Genomic DNA, 16203 nt, shown 5'->3' with positions numbered 1-16203 from the left:
CCTTCACGATAGATTATACATATGAGTGCTAGACACAGCCTTGGCTTGATTGTCCTACTCATATCTCTTGTCTACAGCTCACCTTCTCTCGCTCAGTCGAGGGAGGGTGAGAGCTGTATTCGAGGACGGGTGATCAGCCAACACAACCAGCAGCCAGTCAGAGATGCCATCGTTGAGCTGCTCGAGGGGAAGCGCATCGTAGTACGAGGGCAAACCGATGCCCAGGGGTACTTTCGCCTTATCCTTCGTCTTAGGAGCAAGGGGACAGAGAGCCTCTCACTACGCATTAGCCATCTAACCTATGAGCCGTACAGGACAAAACTCTCTCAGAGAAACAAAGACCATGATTTGGGTGATTTGATGCTCAAGGAACGATCCAATGACCTCGAAGAATATGTTGTAACCTCGACTAGAGCTCTACGCCATCACAAGGACGTCCCCGTACCTGTTCAGGTAATCAATCGAACCAAGATCGAACGCATTGCCCCCACATCAACTCGAGACATCCTCATCTATTCCATCCCTGGGATCGAGCTCAGCCAGCATGGTGGCATTACTCACATTACCATGCAGGGTTACAAGGCCGATTACATTGCCTTCCTCATCGATGGAGAGGAGGTCGCAGGCCTGAAGAATGGGAGTATAGACCTCTCTCGCCTTAGCCCAGACAACATCGAGCGTGTAGAGGTTGTCAAGGGAGCTGGCTCTGCACTCTATGGCTCGAATGCCATCGCAGGAGTGGTCAACCTAGTTACTAGACAGTACAATCAACCTCTCTCTCTAAATGGATCGGCTGGCTATAGTCAGTTGGGCGGATGGACAAGCAACCTACAAGCAGGCTTTAAGTTGGGGCGATTCAACAACTCTACCTACGGCTCCTACGACCGGGAAGCTGGCTATCTGCTCAGCTCTCGAGACGGTTCGAGCTCGATGAATGTCCTTCAGAACGACGTCCTGCGCCTGGGCAATAGCCTGCGCTTCAACCCTACCGAAAATATCTCTCTACGCTGGGATCTCAATCACTCCAATCGTAGACAATACCGCAACGAATACCAGCATGATGTCTATGACTATCTCACCAACGGACTGAGAGCAGCTTGGAAGCTGAGCCCTCACTCAAGCTTAAACTTCCTTTACAATGCAGACCTCTCCTGGCGCAGGAGAGAATATGTCAAGGCCAATGAGGTCGATACCCTACACCGCAACCTCGTACAGACGATGCGTTTGCAGCACGACCTACAGCTTGAGGGGGGGAGTAACCTCAGCGTCGGGCTCGAGGGGCATTTCGAGTCGATGCTCTCAGACCAGATCGGAGAGGCAAAGGAGAAGAAGGGGATCCACTATGGTGTCCTCTTCGCCCAGCACCTTTGGCACATCAGTCCTCGCCTGCGCCTACTTTATGGAGCCCGTGCAGACTACCACCCCAACAAGATCTTGCATTTCTCTCCCAAGGCAACCCTCTCTTACAAGCACCGAAACTGGGTTCTAAGGGGAGGCTACGCTCGAGCCTTCAAGTTCCCTTCGCTCATGGAGCTATACTTCAGGTGGAGTCATCAGGGGAGCTTCGAGATTTTCGGCAACCCCAACCTCAAACCTGAGACAGCCAACCAGCTCCTCGTCAATGCCGAGTGGTCTAGAGGAGGGCTCAGCCTCTCGACTGGAGCGACGCATACGCTCTTCCACGATCGCATCGTCATGAGAGCCGACAGCAAGGGCAATCAACAGCACATCAACATCGATGGCTATTCGCACATGACTGTCCTTGATGCCCAAGCCTCTTGGCGCATTTACAATGGGATCAATCTCTCGGCATCTTATACCTTCTCCTACAACCCCCTCTATCAGAAGATCAACGGGCAGCAGGTCAATATCAGCCGAGTACGCCCACACAACCTACTCCTCAAGCTCGATGCCTACAAGTCGTGGCATCCTAAGTGGAGTGTCTCAGCCTCCCTCATCGGTCAGTACCTCTCAGGGCAGACTATCAACCTCATCAATCAGGATAGTAAGACCAAAGAACTCTCCGTACATCCTCGCTATTTCGAGGGCTATCCGATGCTGCGCACCACGGCCAGTCTGTCCTACGACCATCGTATCACTCTCTCGGTGAGTGCGGACAATCTGCTCAACTACAAGGCCAATAACATCGGTGTGCAGAACGCCTCTCTAACCCCAGGGCGTGTTTTCGCTGCTAAACTCTCTTTTAGACTGTAAACAAAAGGCATACAACAATCACTAACAACGGTAAATCCTATGAAGAAACCTAACCGCATTCTCTTAGTCCTAAGCTCGCTTGTCCTCATCGGAGCTGCCCTCTGGTGGTGGTGGAGCAAGGAGGGCTCGACCACTCAGGTGGCACTGGTGAACTTCCCGGCTGTGCAGAGCTCGGCCATCGTCAAATCCAACGAGAACACCCATGTCGCCTACCATGTCCTCTCGGCTACGGAGTTCGACGGGTCGAAGACCTACGACTTCGTCCTCATCTCCGGCATGGGCCTCAAAATCGACGAGGAGCATCGAGCTGCCATCCAACGCTATGCCGATGCGGGGCATCCGCTCAAGGTCGTACGGGTAACGAACCCCGCCAACAGCATCAACAACCTAGACAGCATCACAGGGGAGACCCTGCTCTCGTACTTCAACAACGGTAACCGGAAGAATTATGTCTCTCTAGCCAACTACATCCGCAAGTACATTGACAAGAAGAGCTTCTTTGCCCCCGAGCCTCTCGAGGTCGTTCCTCTAGCCTCGGAGGTATTCTACCACATAGACGAGGATGTCGCCATCAAGGATAAGCCTAGTTTCGACGCCTATCTCAAGCAGATCGGCCATTACCACGAGGGAGGCCCTAGCGTGGCCATCACAGGGGCTATCAACGACCCCTATAGTGGTAATAAGGCCAACCTCGACAGCATGATCATGGCCTTCCATACTCGAGGCTTCAACGTCTACCCCATCCTCTCGGGCCGTGGGCGACTGGGCTTCCTCGATGCCGTACAGCCCCAAGCGATCATTTACCTCCCCCATGGACGGATATCGGGAGGCTCAGGCGATGAAGTCATTGAGGCCCTCAAGAGATACAATGCCCCTCTCTTCATCCCCCTCACGATGATGACCACAGAGCAACGTTGGCAGCAGGATGTTATGGGAATGTCGGGGGGCTTCATGTCTCAAAGCCTCGTCATGCCTGAGCTCGATGGAGCGATCTATCCCTATGTCGTCAATGCCCAACGAGAGAACGCTGACGGCATCGTCGAGACCATCGCCATCCCTGAGCGTCTGAACCGCTTCTCCGATATTGTAGCCAATACCGTAGCCCTACAGCGCAAGGCCAACAAGGACAAGCGTCTAGCCATCTATTACTTCAAGGGCCCTGGACAGAGTGGCCTATTGGCTCAGGGATTGGAGACTGTTCCCTCACTCTACAACGTCCTCAAGCGGCTCAAGGACGAGGGCTACACGCTCGATCTGCCCTCTAGTCCCGAGGCTCTCATGGCCTTGATTATGAAGCACGGCCCAGTGCTTAGCGACTTCACAGAGGGGGCGATCCAGGAATTCATGCAGCAGGCCTCTACCCTCCAGGTCGATGCCGCAGAGTATGACACCTGGCTCAAGAGACGACTGACACCCGAGAAGTATGCCGAGCTTACCGAGGTCCATGGTGCAGCACCAGGGCAATACATGAGTGGGGTCAAGGACGGAGTCCCTTTCATCAGCATCGCCACCGTTAACTTAGGCAATGTTGTCCTCCTGCCCCAACCTATGTCGGGCGTCGGAGGCGACTCCTTCGCCATTGTACACGGAGCGAAGTCTCCCCCTCCACACCCCTATGTCGCAGCTTATCTTTGGGCTAAGGAGGCCTTCAAGGCCGATGCTATGATGCACTTCGGTACGCATGGCAGCCTCGAGTTCACCCCTCAGAAGCAAGTGGCCCTCTCTAGTAGCGACTGGCCTGATGCTCTAGTAGGTACTACTCCTCACTTCTACTACTACACCATCGCCAACGTCGGGGAGTCCATGATGGCCAAGCGACGCTCTTATGCCACGACTCTCAGTTACCTCAACCCTCCGTATGAAGAGAGCCGCATGCGCTCGAGCTTCGACCGTCTACGCCGAGATATGATCTCCTACGAGAAGGCAGACCGAGACGACATCAAGCGCAAGTTCGCCCTCGACGTCAAGCGAGAGGCTGTGCGCATGGGCCTGCACCGAGAGCTGCGCCTAGACAGCGTGCTGAGTGAGCCCTACAGCCAGGAGGATATGTTACGTCTGGACAACTTCGCCGAAGAGATCGCCAGCGAGAAGATCAGCACAGCCCTCTACATCACGGGTATCCCCTTCGCCAAGGATAAGATCCGCTCGACTGTCTTGGCCATGGCTAGTGATCCGATAGGCTATAGCCGTGCGGCCCTCGATCGTATGCGGGGCAAGCTCTCGGAGGAGAACTATGCTCGTCAGACCTACTTAACAGACCACTACCTCGCCCCTGCTAAGCGTCTTGTCGGGGAGATCCTCGATGGGCGACAGATAGACTCGGCCTTCGTCTGCTCGTATGCAGGGATCACGATGGATGAGCTGCGCCAGGCGGTTGAGTTGACCCGCCCTCGTCTCACGGGCATGGCCGCTATGATGGAGGCCATGCAGGCCCGCAAGAGCATGGAGCTCTCTGCCGATGGCTCTGCCAAGGCCATGGGACACCCTGCTGGGATGCCCAAGGAGATGCCTAAGGCGATGGGAGGACACCCTGGCGGCATGCCTAAAGAGATGGGCAAGTCCAAGGGACACCCCGGAGGCATGCCCAAGGGAATGGCTCAGGCAATGGGTGGACATCCAGGGGCTCTGTCGGCTCAGGGAGGGATTACTCCCGAGAAGAAGGCCCATGCCGAGGCCATCATGGAACTCACCCGAACGCTAATGAACGTTCGCCGCTACCAAACAGGCCTAGAGCATAGCCCCGAGGCTGAGCTCTCCTCTGTCATCCGAGGCCTCAATGGAGGCTACATCGCCCCCACCTCGGGCGGAGACCCTGTGGCCAATCCCTCGGCTATCCCTACGGGGCGTAACCTCTACAGCATCAACGCTGAGGTAACGCCCACCGAGCTGGCCTGGGAGAAGGGGAAGAAGCTCGCCGAGAGCACCCTGGAGGCCTATGTCAAGAAACATGGGGAGTACCCCAAGAAGGTCAGCTACACCTTTTGGAGTAGCGAATTTATCGAGACCGGCGGGGCTACGATCGCCCAGGTACTGTATATGCTTGGGGTCGAGCCCGTCCGAGATGTCATGGGACGAGTGAGCGATGTACGCCTCATCCCCTCGGCTAAGCTCGGCCGTCCTCGTGTAGACGTGCTGGTGCAGACCTCGGGGCAGTTCCGAGACCTGGCAGCCTCTCGCCTCAACCTCATCTCCAAGGCTGTCTCTCTAGCGGCTGCAGCAGGGACGGAGGAATACCACACCAACTTCGTCCACGAGGGCAACGTGAATATTGAGAAGCGTCTCGTCGAGGCTGGTCTCTCGCCCCGCGAGGCTAGAGAGTGGGCTGGCGTACGTGTCTTCGGGGGCATCAACGGGATGTACGGCACAGGCATTCAAGCGATGATCAAGGCTGGAGACAAGTGGGACGACCGTGCCGAGATCGCTGAGGTCTACCTGAACAACATGGGAGCAGCCTATGCCTCTACAGAGAACTGGGGGGCGGTGGCCAAGGGGCTCTTCCGTGCCGCTGTCGAGAGGACGGATGTGATCATCCAGCCCAGACAGAGTAATAGCTGGGGAGCACTGAGTCTCGACCACGTCTTCGAGTTCATGGGTGGGCTCAACCTCACGATCACGCAGGTAACGGGCAAGGAACCTGAGGCTCTCTTCGCCGACTATCGCAACCGCAATCATGTCAAGATGCAGGATCTGAAGGAGGCTATCGGGATCGAGAGTCGCAGTACGATCCTCAACCCCTACTATGTTCGCGAGGCCCTCAAGGGGGGCAACTCTCGTGCTGGAGGCATCGCTGAGATCATCGAGAACACCTACGGCTGGGAAGTATCGAAGCCCGAGGTTATCGACGACGAGCTCTGGGACAATATCTACGACACATGGATCGAGGATAAGCAAGGCCTGGGGACGAAGGAGTTCTTCGAGAAGAACAATCCTGCTGCCCTCGAGCAGATCACGGGCGTTATGCTCGAGACTGCACGCAAGGGCATGTGGGCAGCCTCGAGCGAGCAGGTGCAGCGGCTCTCTGAGCTGCACAGCCAGATCGTGCAGCGCCATGGCCCTTCGGGAGCAGGCTTTGCGGCCTCCAATGCTGCTCTGAGAGACTTCATCGCTCAGCGACTCAAGCCCGAGGCAGCGAAGCAGTACCAACAGCAGATGAAGGCTCCACTCGAGCAGCGCAAACAGAGTGATCAGAAGAGTGTCGTCCTGGAGCAAGACAAGAAGACCCAGCAGGCCACGGCTCAGAGCCACCAAAGCGATGAGCAAGAGTCCAAGGGCTGGTATCTCGCCCTCGGAGCAGGGATCTTGGTTCTGCTCATCGGTGGGATACTCCTGCTGCGCAAGCGTAATCAGAATATCGAAGACTAACCTAGCACCCTAGAGCATATAGAGCCCCTTGATCCCTCGGCCCATCGCCTCGGTGGTGGAGGGGCTCTACTGCTCGTGCTCCCGAACCCTATTAGTCCAATGACAACGCTAGTCTACATCGTCATGTTGCTCTGCCTCCTAGCCGTATCGGCCAAGCTGAGCCTCATTGGCTCGTGGCGAACGCTGATCTATGGGGCATTGCTAGGTCTCTTCGCCTGGCTCGTGATGCCCTGGGCTATTGATAGCAGCCGCAACGAAGTGGCGAGCTATCTAGCCTCGCTCAAGGCTCGGCAGTATGTGGCCATTTGGGTAACGATCGAGTGTGCCCTTGTATTGGCCTTTGCCTTCAGACAGTGGAGCGTTTCGAAGAATCCAGAGGAGCTAAGGCATGAGGGACGCTGGGCTTCGATCAAGCTACGTCTGATGACCCCACTATGGTGGTTGCAGAAGTACTATATATCGCTGCTCGTGTTGCCGACGCTCTTCTTCATAGAGACGCAAGTGATCTATGCTTTGCCTGGAGTTGCCTTCGAGCTTTCGGCACTACTTGTTGCGGTGGGGTCGTTGCTCTTCTTTCCCCTGGTGGCTCTGCTGATGCGCTGGGCTCTGCCGCTGCGCAGTATGCGAGAGGAGCTAGTTCTTTCGCTTTCGATCCTGCTCTGTATCTCTGCACTGCTGTCGACCACGAGCGAAGAGATTCTCTTTGCACCGATGGCCTCGAGCCGTGCACCCTTTATCCTATATCTTTTGGCCCTAATTGTCTTTTTGATTTTCTTCGGAGCAGGATTCTTTCTTGAGTTGAGGAGGAAGTATCGTTCGGCCCGAGGTCATCGCTAATCATCCCTAATACTTTCTATGGACTTTATATCCCAACTTCTTTTTGGCATTGCCAATAGTTTGCTGATCCCAGACATCATCCTGCTGATCGCTCTCTTTGTTCGTTCGATCATGCTAGCAGGTTCGTTCTATGCCCAATTCACCGCCAATCGTCGCAATATGGTCAAGCTCCAGCCTATCATAGATCGTTTGCGAGAGCACGAGTTGGAAGAGCTGTGTGAGCTTCTGCCCAAGCGAGACAATACGCTTGTGATGCCCTATATGCGTCAGATCCTCGAGCATGGGGCTGATGAGGACTTTGCCGAATATACGATCACAAACTTTGAGCTTCATGCGACCAAAGACCTGACACTAAGCCGTCTCTTGGCCAAGATGGGGCCTGTACTTGGTCTTGTAGGGACTTTGATTGCCATGAGCCCAGCCCTCGTAGGCCTTTCGACGGGCGATATTGGGGGTATGGCTTACAATATGCAGGTTGTTTTCGCAACCACGGTTGTGGGGCTCGTGATCAGTGCTGTAGGATTGATTACCCTGCAATATAAGCAGCGTTGGTACGCCAAGGATACGAACAATCTGCTCTACATCGCCCGTGTCATGCAGCAACGTCGGGCGAACTAATCCGCCAAACCTCGCAATATTATGAAGCAAGACAATCATATCACATCTGAGAATCGCCCGGAAGCCCAACGAAGGAGCAATCCCCAGCGGCATACGAGACGCAGGGGGATGCTCCTCGGGCAGGACGATGAAGATCCATTATCGGTTATTGTCAATATGTTCGATGTGGCGATGGTCTTCGCCGTTTCGCTCATGGTGGCCATGGTTATGCACATGAATATGACAGAGATATTTGGTAAGGAGGACTTCACTATCGTCAAGAATCCGGGCAAGGATAATATGGAGATTATCACCAAAGAAGGTCGAGAGATCAAGAAGTTTATCCCCAAGGAAGAGCCCAGCTCGTCGAACCGGAGCAAAGGACGACGTGTCGGTATCGCCTACGAGCTGGACAATGGCGAGATCATCTACGTCCCCGAGAACTAAGCTATCCCCCTCGACCTAGCAGCTCGCTCGAGCAGCTAGGGGACTAGTGAATGTCCGTGAGGACGGAGGCCAGTGTGGGCTCAGCAATGAGTGCCTCACGGCCTCCGCCCTCTTTGCGTCATAGGGGCTGGAGTACGACTTGGGGAGGCACTCGACCGAGGCCCTACCGAGCGTGCGGCAGAGGGCCTATGGTCGCCTCTCCTCAGAGCCTATCTGACACCTCACTCGAGACTCAGATAGGAGCTCGATGGAGGTATAAGTAGGACTTCACTCGAGTTCCTATTTGAGTCTCACGTGCGATCCTACTTGGGTCTCATCTGCGAACCTACCGAGACCTCCGCCGAGGCCCGATCAGTACCTCGTCGGAGAGCCTGCTAGAGACGTACCGAGGGGCTCTGTAAGAGGCTCGCTACCTCCCCCGATCCCTTAGGACGAGAAAGAACAAGCCCGTCCCTCGAGACTCCTAGGAGCAGTTCGAGGGGCGGGCTTATGGTGCGGAGTATGGGTAGAGGCTATTCCTTTGGGACGACGAGCCTAGAGAAGCCTGGGCTCATGATGCTACGGTAGCTCTGTCCCTCCCCCCCAAGGATGAGCATGTACTCCACCCCCTCAAACTGGGCGAGGAAGGCCGGGATCTCCTGAGAGGTCTTGGTCATACAGGCCGTCGCCAGCCCATCAGCCATCATGCAGCTGGGAGCTATGATGGTCGCACTGAGCACATCGGTCTGTATGGGGTAGCCCGTCAGGGGGTTGATCGTGTGGGCATACTTCTTCCCCTCGATCATCTTGTAGTTGCGATAGTTTCCCGAGGTCGCAAGCCCACCCTGGGGCATATCGAGGCTGATGATAAGCTCCAGCTCCTGCATGAGGCCAGTGGGGTCGTCTATGGGCTTGCTGACCCCTATGCGCCAGGGCTTCCCCTGGGGGTTGAGCCCTCGGAAGGCCACCTCACCCCCTAGATCGACCATATAGTGCTCGGCTCCCTGAGCATGGAGGTATTCGCCCACGAGGTCTGAGCAGTAGCCCTTGGAGATGGAGGAGAAGTCGATCTTCATCCGAGGATCTTCTTTGATGAGCGAGTCCCTCGTCGCCCGCACTCGATTGTAACCGACGAAGCTGCGCAGGCTATCCAAGACCTTGGCCGAGATCGTATCCGAGTCGGAGAAGCCGAAGCCCCAGGCATTGATCAGTGGTGAGCAGGTTACATCGTACGAACCGCCCGAGGCCTCGGCGATGCGGCGAGAGGCCGCCCAGACACGCAGCAGCATCGAGTCCGCAGGCCCAGCCTCATGGCGGTTGATATAGGCGATGAGGCTTGTGCTGTCGAAGGGGTTCAGCGAATGGCTGAAGGTAGAGAAGACCGAGTCGATCGCCGCCTGGTAGTTCGCCGTGCGGTCATACTTGATCGAGTAATAGGTGTGGAAGATCTCTCCCGAGAGATGAGAGAACTGCCCATGATGCTGCTGCGACTGCCTATAGATCTTGATGCCCCAATAGGCACAACACACGACTAGAAGGACAGCGATAAGGCGAGAGAGGGAGACGAGCCACTTGGGTCGTTTGCCAGTAGAGAATGCCATAGGAGCGATAGGGGAAGTGGGGTTATATTTCTTCTTCGATCTTGTATTCGTTGCGGTCGCTTGCCTGGCGACTAATCAATTCGGCCGCAAAGCCTGTTAGAAAGAGCTGTGTCCCGATGATCATCGCCGTTAGAGCAATGAAGAAGTAAGGCCGATCGGTTACCAGTGGTGCAGGAGTACCGTGGTAGAGATGCAGGAACTTATTCAGCAGGATAATGGCTAGAGCGATGAAGCCTACCACGAACATCAAGCTACCCGCTAGACCGAAGAAGTGCATGGGCTTGCGCCCAAACTTGGACGTAAACCACAGCGTGATCAGATCGAGGTAACCATTAACGAAGCGGTTGAGGCCGAACTTGGACTGCCCATACTTGCGGGCCTGGTGCTGCACGACCTTCTCCCCGATACGATGAAAGCCTGCATTCTTGGCCATGTACGGGATATAGCGGTGCATATCATTGTAGATCTCGATGTTTTTGACCACTTCGCAGCGATAGGCCTTGAGACCACAGTTGAAGTCATGCAGGTTGTCGATGCCCGAGAGGCGACGAGCCGTAGCATTGAAGAGCTTCGAGGGGAGGTTCTTCGTGAGTATAGGGTCATACCGCTTTTGCTTCCAACCACTGACCAAATCGTACCCCTCCTGCTTGATCATGCGGTAGAGCTCGGGAATCTCCTCCGGGCTGTCCTGTAGGTCTGCATCCATTGTGATGACGACCTCTCCTCGAGCCCGTTCGAAGGCACAGTGCAGCCCAGGCGACTTGCCATAGTTGCGGCGAAACTTCACCGCTCGGATATGCGGATTACTCTTCTGTAGTCCTCGGATGATCTGCCAAGAGCCATCTGTGCTGCCATCATCGACGAAGAGGATCTCATAGCTGAAGCCATGCTCGTCCATGACCCGACGGATCCAGGCCTCGAGCTCGGGCAGAGACTCTGCCTCATTGTACAGGGGTATGACAACGGATATATCCATGATGTTGCTGTAGAGGGGTTAGGCCTTGCGTCTGAGCAGGGCTGCGTTGATGAGGCTCAGGAGCGAGCCGAGGAAGACGTTGTTGAGTACATCGGCCACGAGCATTCGTCCCACAGGGAGCTGCTGCATCTGCTCGGTCATGATCTCCAGGGGTTCACCTCCGAGTAGGAGCTGATGCTGCTGATAGATCTCGGGCAGTTGTGCGTAGATCTCGGAGAGCTTCTCCGCCAGTATGGGGAATTGCTCAGGCAAGAGGCGGGTGTAGAAGATGTAGTGGGGGATCAGCACGACGATCGAGGCGAAGAGGTAGATCAAGACCCCAAAGACCCATCCGTCTCGGAAGCTGAAGTCCCCCACAGGAGCTATTATCTCTCGATAGCTCTTCGTCAGGCGATAGGCCAAGAAGGGCACGAAGAGTGTCCCGAGCAAAAAGGCTAGGGAGAGACCTGGATGAGGAATCATATACATCAAGGCCAGATACTTGATGGCAAAGTAAAGCCCAAAGACTATGCCTGCACGAGAGGCATAGAGTAGGGTTGGGCTCTGAGGCTGTTGCATAGGAGCGTGTTGCATTGAGAAATAGAATGAAGTGAAAGTATGATAAGAACCTTAGAGGCTTAGGCCTCTAGGGGCAAGATCCCGTCTCGGCGCAGCAGCGCATCGATCGAGGGCTTAGCCCCTCGGAAGCTCTCGTAGAGATCCATAGCCTCCCGCTTATCCCCCTGAGAGAGGATCTCTCGGCGAAAGCGTTGGGCGACCTCTCGGCTGAAGATCCCATGCTGCTTGAAGAGGGAGAAGGCATCTGCGTCCAGCACCTCCGCCCACTTGTAGCCATAGTAACCAGCACTGTAGCCCCCAGAGAAGATGTGCCCGAAGGAGGTGCTCATGATAGCCCCTTCGGAGGCTGGAGGCAGTACGAGGGCCTTGTGCCAGGCTTCATCCTCGAAGGCTCGGACATCTAACGCCTCACCCAGGGGCTCTCTGAGCGTATGCCAAGCCATATCCAGGTAACCAAAGCTCAGCTGACGGCAGGCAGCATAGCCAACGAGGAAGTGGCGGGCTCGCTGCATCCGATCAATATATTCGCTCGGGATCGCTTCACCGCTCTGATAATGCCGAGCGAAGCTGGTTAGCCACTCGGGCTCCGAGAGCCAGTTCTCCATGATCTGACTGGGGAGCTCAACGAAGTCTCGGGCTACACCCGTACCGCTGAGCGAGGAGAAGCGACACTGAGACAAAAGCCCATGCAGGGCATGACCGAACTCGTGCAGGAAGGTGTGCACCTCGCCAACAGTCAGCAGCGAAGGCCTCTCTGCCGTCGGTGGGGTGAAGTTCATCACCAGGACAATATGCGGGCGATGATCCTCACCACTCTCCAGGTGATATTGCTCCTGTAGGTTATTCATCCAAGCCCCACTCTGCTTGCCCTCTCGGGGGAAGAAGTCTGTGTACAGGAGGCCTAGATAAGAGCCATCCTCATCCTTGACCTCGAAGACCTTGACATCAGGATGATACACGGGTATATCCCCTCTCTCCTCGAAGCCTAGGCCGTAGAGCTGGGTAGCAAGGCCTAGGACAGCCTCGATCACTCGAGAGAGCTCGAAGTAGGGGCGCAACAGTTCATCGTCCAGTTCGTAATAGGCCTGCTTGTATTGCTCGGCCCAGTAGCTCCAGTCCCAGCTCTGTAGCTCTGTCTCGACACCTCGCTCGAGGGCAAACCTCCGCACCTGCTCGATCTCTCGCTCTGCGACGGGCTTGTAGGCATCGAGGAGCTTATCCAGGAGTTCATACACCGCACTCGGATGCTTGGCCATACGCTTGTGTAGGGCTAGATGGGCAAAGGTTTCATAGCCCAGTAGCTGAGCCTCCTCTAGGCGACCATTGACAAGTGAACGAATATGCTCTCGGTTGTCGTACTCATCCCCTGCAGCTCCGATGGCCATCTTAGCCAGGTACATCTCTCGTCTGCGCTCACCCACAGGGCAATGCTGCATGAAGGGGAAGTAGCTAGGGGCAGAAAGGTCAAAGAGCCAACCCGTTGGATGTCCCTCCCTCTCAGCAGCCTCTCGAGCCATGAGTAGAGATGACTCGGGCATCCCCTTGACCTCACTCTCGTCGCTGAGGTAGAGGCGATAACGCTTCTGATCCTTAAGGGTATTCTGTCCGAAGAGCAGACCACTGCGGCTGAGCTCTTGGCTGAGCTCTCGCAGGCGTTGCTTCTGCACCTCGGGCAGTGTAGCACCGCTCTCGGCGAAGCCTTCGTAGCAATTCTGTAGCAGTCTCTGCTCCTCCTCATCGAGACCGAGGCTTTCTCTCTCTTGATAGACAGAGTGTATCCGCTCGAAAAGGGCTTCGTTGAGAATAATATACGTCGATAGCTCGGACATCTGAGGGATGATCTCCTCGGAGATCTGCATCAGTTCGTCATTGGCATGGGCATGCAGCAGGTTGAAGAAGATGCCTGAGACCCGCTCCATCGCATCGCCACACCGCTCGAGGGCGAGGATGGTATTGTCGAAGGTTGGCGGCTCGGGATTGTTGATGATCGCATCAACCTCGGCACGTTTGATCTTGAGAGCCTCTGCAAAGGCCTCACGGTAGTGCTCGATATCTATTCGGTCGAAGGGGTAAGCCCCGTGTGGGGTATCGTAGGGTAGCAGTATAGGATTAGTCTGATTCATTTTGTTTCGTTGGTCTCTAGGGAAGCTCTCAGGAGAGGGGGATGAAGTGCCAAATGAGGGTATCATAGGCCCCTAGGCTTAGTCTCAATGGGGCTAGAGGTGTGAGGGCCATGATGGCACTACCTCCAAAGAGTAGATCTTGGCGGAGCATGGGCTTGCCTACATCGATGCCCATGTGTTCGAGGACGGACTTGGGTAGGTGGAGGGAGAGCTCCCGAGCCTCTGAAGCGAAACTAGAGACAACGAGGAGGAGCTCGCCATCCCTATAGCGGGCAAAGCTCAGTACCCGATGGCTGTCGTACTCGGGTGAGGCCTCGTTGCAGTAATTCAGCCCATGATAGCCCCCCTCGAGGACTAGAGGATGCTGAGCGATGCTGCCTAGAAGGAGCTGCGTCTCAGTCAGCTGCTCTAGCTCCTGATCTGTCAGTAGCGCAGGGCCGAAGCCGCCATGCCGAAGCCGCTGCACCTTGTCCAGAGCCCAGTAGTCGAAGATGGTCGTACGGCCGTCTCGACCGCTGAAGCCCTCGGCATCCATCCCTCGCTCGCCTAGCTCTCCGCCGAAGTAGTGCAGGTACGGATTAGGCCCTGAGAGGGTGGTAGCCGCTAGACTGGGTAGCCAGGCCTTGCCCTCGGGACAGAAGAAGTCCGAGGCGAAGCGTTGCTCGTCATGATTTTCGAGGAAGTAGCACATCCGAGGCTGCATAGCCCCGACAGCATCTCGAGCAGCCGTGAAGGTCGAGGCCGAGGCCTGCCCCATGGCGATGCTGCGTAGGCCATCATACAGACCCACCTTGTCGTAGAGGAAGTCGAATCCGGCCTCGAGATAGGCGGCATAGCGATGGTTCTGATAGATCTCTGCCAGGAAGATGAGGTCGGGATAATCGGCCTTGAGGGCACTTAAAGCCCAGGCCCAGAAGGCCTCGGGCACCATCTCAGCCATATCGCAGCGGAAGCCATCTACACCCTTAGCGGCCCAAAAACGGAGGATCTCAAGCATGCGATGCCAAGTCGTGGGGATGCTCTCGCACGAGAGCTGGCCCGAGCCCTGGTAATCTATGCCGTAGTTGAGCTTGACGGTCTCGAACCAATCGTTGATGCTGGGGTGGGCGGAGAAGCAGTCGTTACCTGTGGCTCGAGCAGGCATCTCCTCGTAGGGGATAGAGCTCTGCTGCGCCTCCTGGGGGAGCTCGAGCCTCTGCCCAGGAAGATAGTAGAAGCAGTTGGTGGGGCTAAAAGCCAGACCAGGGTCGTCCCCCTGGCCAAGATCCTGCACCCCTCGGGGGGCTTGGTCGGAGCTATAAGTACGGGCTACGTGATTGGGGACAAAGTCGATCATCACCCTGAGGCCTGCCCTGTGGCTTCGCTCGACGAGGGCCTCAAACTCTTGCATACGCTCCGAGACGACCTCGGCCAAGCTAGGGGCAATGTCGTAGTAGTCTCGGATGGCATAGGGCGAGCCTGCCTCCCCCTTGACAATGGCGGGATGATCTGTGGGGATGCCCTCGTGGGCGAAGCTCGTCTTCGTCGCATGCTCGAGGAGGCCAATGTACCAGACGTAGTTGCAGCCGAGCGAGCGGATGTAGTCGAGGTCTTCGCTACTCAGGTCGGCCATCTTGCCCACGCCGTTGTGCTGCATAGAGCCCGAGGGGATCAGCTGCTGGGTGTCGTTGCCCCAGAGGCGGGGCAGCAGGGAGTATATGATGATTTTCTCTTGATGCTTCATTGTTTCTTTGCTTTGTATTCGTCGAGGCTCTGACAGGCCAGGCGGTAGCCGATCTCGAGGATCTCTGTGGCGGCATCGACCTCGAACATCCCATACTGGAGCACCTCCTGGGTCTCAAGGAGCAGGTCGCAAGCCTCTTTGTCGGGGCGAGTATTCTGTCTGAAGACGAGCTCCCAGGCTCTATTGGCCACGCCGAAGACGGTCTTTTTGTATTCGCTGTCCTCCTCTGGGCCGAGGTTCACCCCGATAACCTCTCGGCACTCGGAGCGGATGACCGAGACGGGGAGGTTGCGGAATAGCCCTCCATCGACGTAGCGCACCCCGTCGAGGACAATGGGGTTGAAGAGCACGGGGATGCAGCACGAAGCAGTGATAACCTCGGCCAGTGGGCCCTCGGAGAAGACGTGCTGGTCGCCTGCATCCAGGTCTGTGGCTACGATGCGTACGGGCAGGGGCAGCTCCTCGAGACGCTCGTGATGGAGTAGCTCCTTGAGATAACGGACGAACTTACTCGTGTCGAAGACTCCACCACCCGAGGGCCTCAGGGTCGTCATCCCCATGAAGCCCTGCTCACGCAGCAGCTCAAAGATCTCTTGGGGCGAATAGCCGTCGGCATAGAGGGCCCCCATGAGAGCCCCTGCGCTCGTGCCAGCGATGATGTCGGGCCGAAGGTCTCGCTCCTCGAGGCACTTGAGGACACCTAGGTGTGCGAAACCTTTGATGCTGCCTCCGCTGAGAGCAAGGCCTAGGTCGTAGGGAAGGGGCTGCATGAGTTTGCTCGACTTT

Annotated in this window: 11 protein-coding genes; 5 read left to right on the top strand and 6 right to left on the bottom strand. The window is 56.2% G+C overall.

The genetic code is table 11. The features are described from left to right. Nucleotides 1–21 precede the first annotated feature (21 nt). The 5 genes from HQ37_RS06525 to HQ37_RS06505 all read left to right on the top strand — a co-directional run bounded on the left by HQ37_RS06525 (nucleotide 22) and on the right by HQ37_RS06505 (nucleotide 8457). On the top strand, nucleotides 22–2214 hold the full coding sequence (locus tag HQ37_RS06525) for a TonB-dependent receptor (RefSeq protein WP_036881632.1): 2193 nt from the start codon (nucleotides 22–24) through the stop codon (nucleotides 2212–2214). A 39-nt stretch (nucleotides 2215–2253) separates the two neighbouring features. Continuing rightward, on the top strand, nucleotides 2254–6576 hold the full coding sequence (locus HQ37_RS06520) for a cobaltochelatase subunit CobN (RefSeq protein ID WP_036881630.1): 4323 nt from the start codon (nucleotides 2254–2256) through the stop codon (nucleotides 6574–6576). A gap of 99 nt (nucleotides 6577–6675) precedes the next feature. Next, on the top strand, nucleotides 6676–7413 hold the full coding sequence (locus HQ37_RS06515) for a hypothetical protein (RefSeq protein WP_152566810.1): 738 nt from the start codon (nucleotides 6676–6678) through the stop codon (nucleotides 7411–7413). 18 nt (nucleotides 7414–7431) lie between these two features. Continuing rightward, a complete protein-coding gene (locus HQ37_RS06510; protein ID WP_036881627.1) occupies nucleotides 7432–8031 on the top strand; it encodes a MotA/TolQ/ExbB proton channel family protein in 600 nt (199 codons plus the stop codon). A gap of 108 nt (nucleotides 8032–8139) precedes the next feature. Continuing rightward, entirely contained in the window at nucleotides 8140–8457 is a 318-nt protein-coding gene (locus tag HQ37_RS06505; protein WP_036881626.1) for a DUF2149 domain-containing protein, read from the top strand. A gap of 512 nt (nucleotides 8458–8969) precedes the next feature. Here the strand turns inward: HQ37_RS06505 and HQ37_RS06500 are convergent. Genes HQ37_RS06500 through HQ37_RS06475 form a run of 6 tightly spaced genes read right to left on the bottom strand, consistent with a single transcriptional unit; the run spans nucleotide 8970 to nucleotide 16187 of the window. Next, the gene (locus HQ37_RS06500) at nucleotides 8970–10037 is read right to left on the bottom strand and encodes an FAD:protein FMN transferase (RefSeq protein ID WP_052080829.1); all 1068 of its coding nucleotides are present in this window, start codon (nucleotides 10035–10037) and stop codon (nucleotides 8970–8972) included. A gap of 22 nt (nucleotides 10038–10059) precedes the next feature. Beyond that, nucleotides 10060–11013 (bottom strand): glycosyltransferase family 2 protein, encoded by a 954-nt coding sequence (locus HQ37_RS06495; protein WP_036881625.1) that lies wholly within the window; start codon nucleotides 11011–11013, stop codon nucleotides 10060–10062. A gap of 18 nt (nucleotides 11014–11031) precedes the next feature. Next, entirely contained in the window at nucleotides 11032–11571 is a 540-nt protein-coding gene (locus tag HQ37_RS06490; RefSeq protein ID WP_036881624.1) for a DUF4199 domain-containing protein, read from the bottom strand. 59 nt (nucleotides 11572–11630) lie between these two features. Continuing rightward, on the bottom strand, nucleotides 11631–13694 hold the full coding sequence (locus tag HQ37_RS06485) for a M3 family metallopeptidase (RefSeq protein ID WP_036881622.1): 2064 nt from the start codon (nucleotides 13692–13694) through the stop codon (nucleotides 11631–11633). Between the two features lie 28 nt (nucleotides 13695–13722). After that, nucleotides 13723–15417, bottom strand: coding sequence for an alpha-amylase family glycosyl hydrolase (locus HQ37_RS06480; RefSeq protein WP_036881619.1), 1695 nt, complete (start codon nucleotides 15415–15417; stop codon nucleotides 13723–13725). Next, complete coding sequence (locus tag HQ37_RS06475) at nucleotides 15414–16187, bottom strand: patatin-like phospholipase family protein (protein ID WP_036881617.1); 774 nt, start codon at nucleotides 16185–16187, stop codon at nucleotides 15414–15416. Before HQ37_RS06475 ends, HQ37_RS06480 begins: the two co-directional genes overlap by 4 nt. Nucleotides 16188–16203: the final 16 nt, after the last annotated feature.

The sequence above is a fragment of the Porphyromonas sp. COT-239 OH1446 genome, assembly GCF_000768875.1.
Classification (GTDB): domain Bacteria; phylum Bacteroidota; class Bacteroidia; order Bacteroidales; family Porphyromonadaceae; genus Porphyromonas.
The sequence above is the reverse complement of the archived record's forward strand: the minus strand, read 5'-3'. Positions and strand labels throughout refer to the sequence as shown.

What these genes read in the sequence shown, in the direction of transcription:
- HQ37_RS06520 (WP_036881630.1), top strand. Translation starts at nt 2,254, where the DNA reads ATGAAGAAACCTAACCGCATTCTCTTAGTCCTAAGCTCGCTTGTCCTC.
- HQ37_RS06510 (WP_036881627.1), top strand. Translation starts at nt 7,432, where the DNA reads ATGGACTTTATATCCCAACTTCTTTTTGGCATTGCCAATAGTTTGCTG.
- HQ37_RS06495 (WP_036881625.1), bottom strand. Translation starts at nt 11,013, where the DNA reads ATGGATATATCCGTTGTCATACCCCTGTACAATGAGGCAGAGTCTCTG.
- HQ37_RS06485 (WP_036881622.1), bottom strand. Translation starts at nt 13,694, where the DNA reads ATGAATCAGACTAATCCTATACTGCTACCCTACGATACCCCACACGGG.
- HQ37_RS06500 (WP_052080829.1), bottom strand. Translation starts at nt 10,037, where the DNA reads ATGGCATTCTCTACTGGCAAACGACCCAAGTGGCTCGTCTCCCTCTCT.
- HQ37_RS06505 (WP_036881626.1), top strand. Translation starts at nt 8,140, where the DNA reads ATGCTCCTCGGGCAGGACGATGAAGATCCATTATCGGTTATTGTCAAT.
- HQ37_RS06525 (WP_036881632.1), top strand. Translation starts at nt 22, where the DNA reads ATGAGTGCTAGACACAGCCTTGGCTTGATTGTCCTACTCATATCTCTT.
- HQ37_RS06490 (WP_036881624.1), bottom strand. Translation starts at nt 11,571, where the DNA reads ATGCAACAGCCTCAGAGCCCAACCCTACTCTATGCCTCTCGTGCAGGC.
- HQ37_RS06515 (WP_152566810.1), top strand. Translation starts at nt 6,676, where the DNA reads ATGACAACGCTAGTCTACATCGTCATGTTGCTCTGCCTCCTAGCCGTA.
- HQ37_RS06480 (WP_036881619.1), bottom strand. Translation starts at nt 15,417, where the DNA reads ATGAAGCATCAAGAGAAAATCATCATATACTCCCTGCTGCCCCGCCTC.
- HQ37_RS06475 (WP_036881617.1), bottom strand. Translation starts at nt 16,187, where the DNA reads ATGCAGCCCCTTCCCTACGACCTAGGCCTTGCTCTCAGCGGAGGCAGC.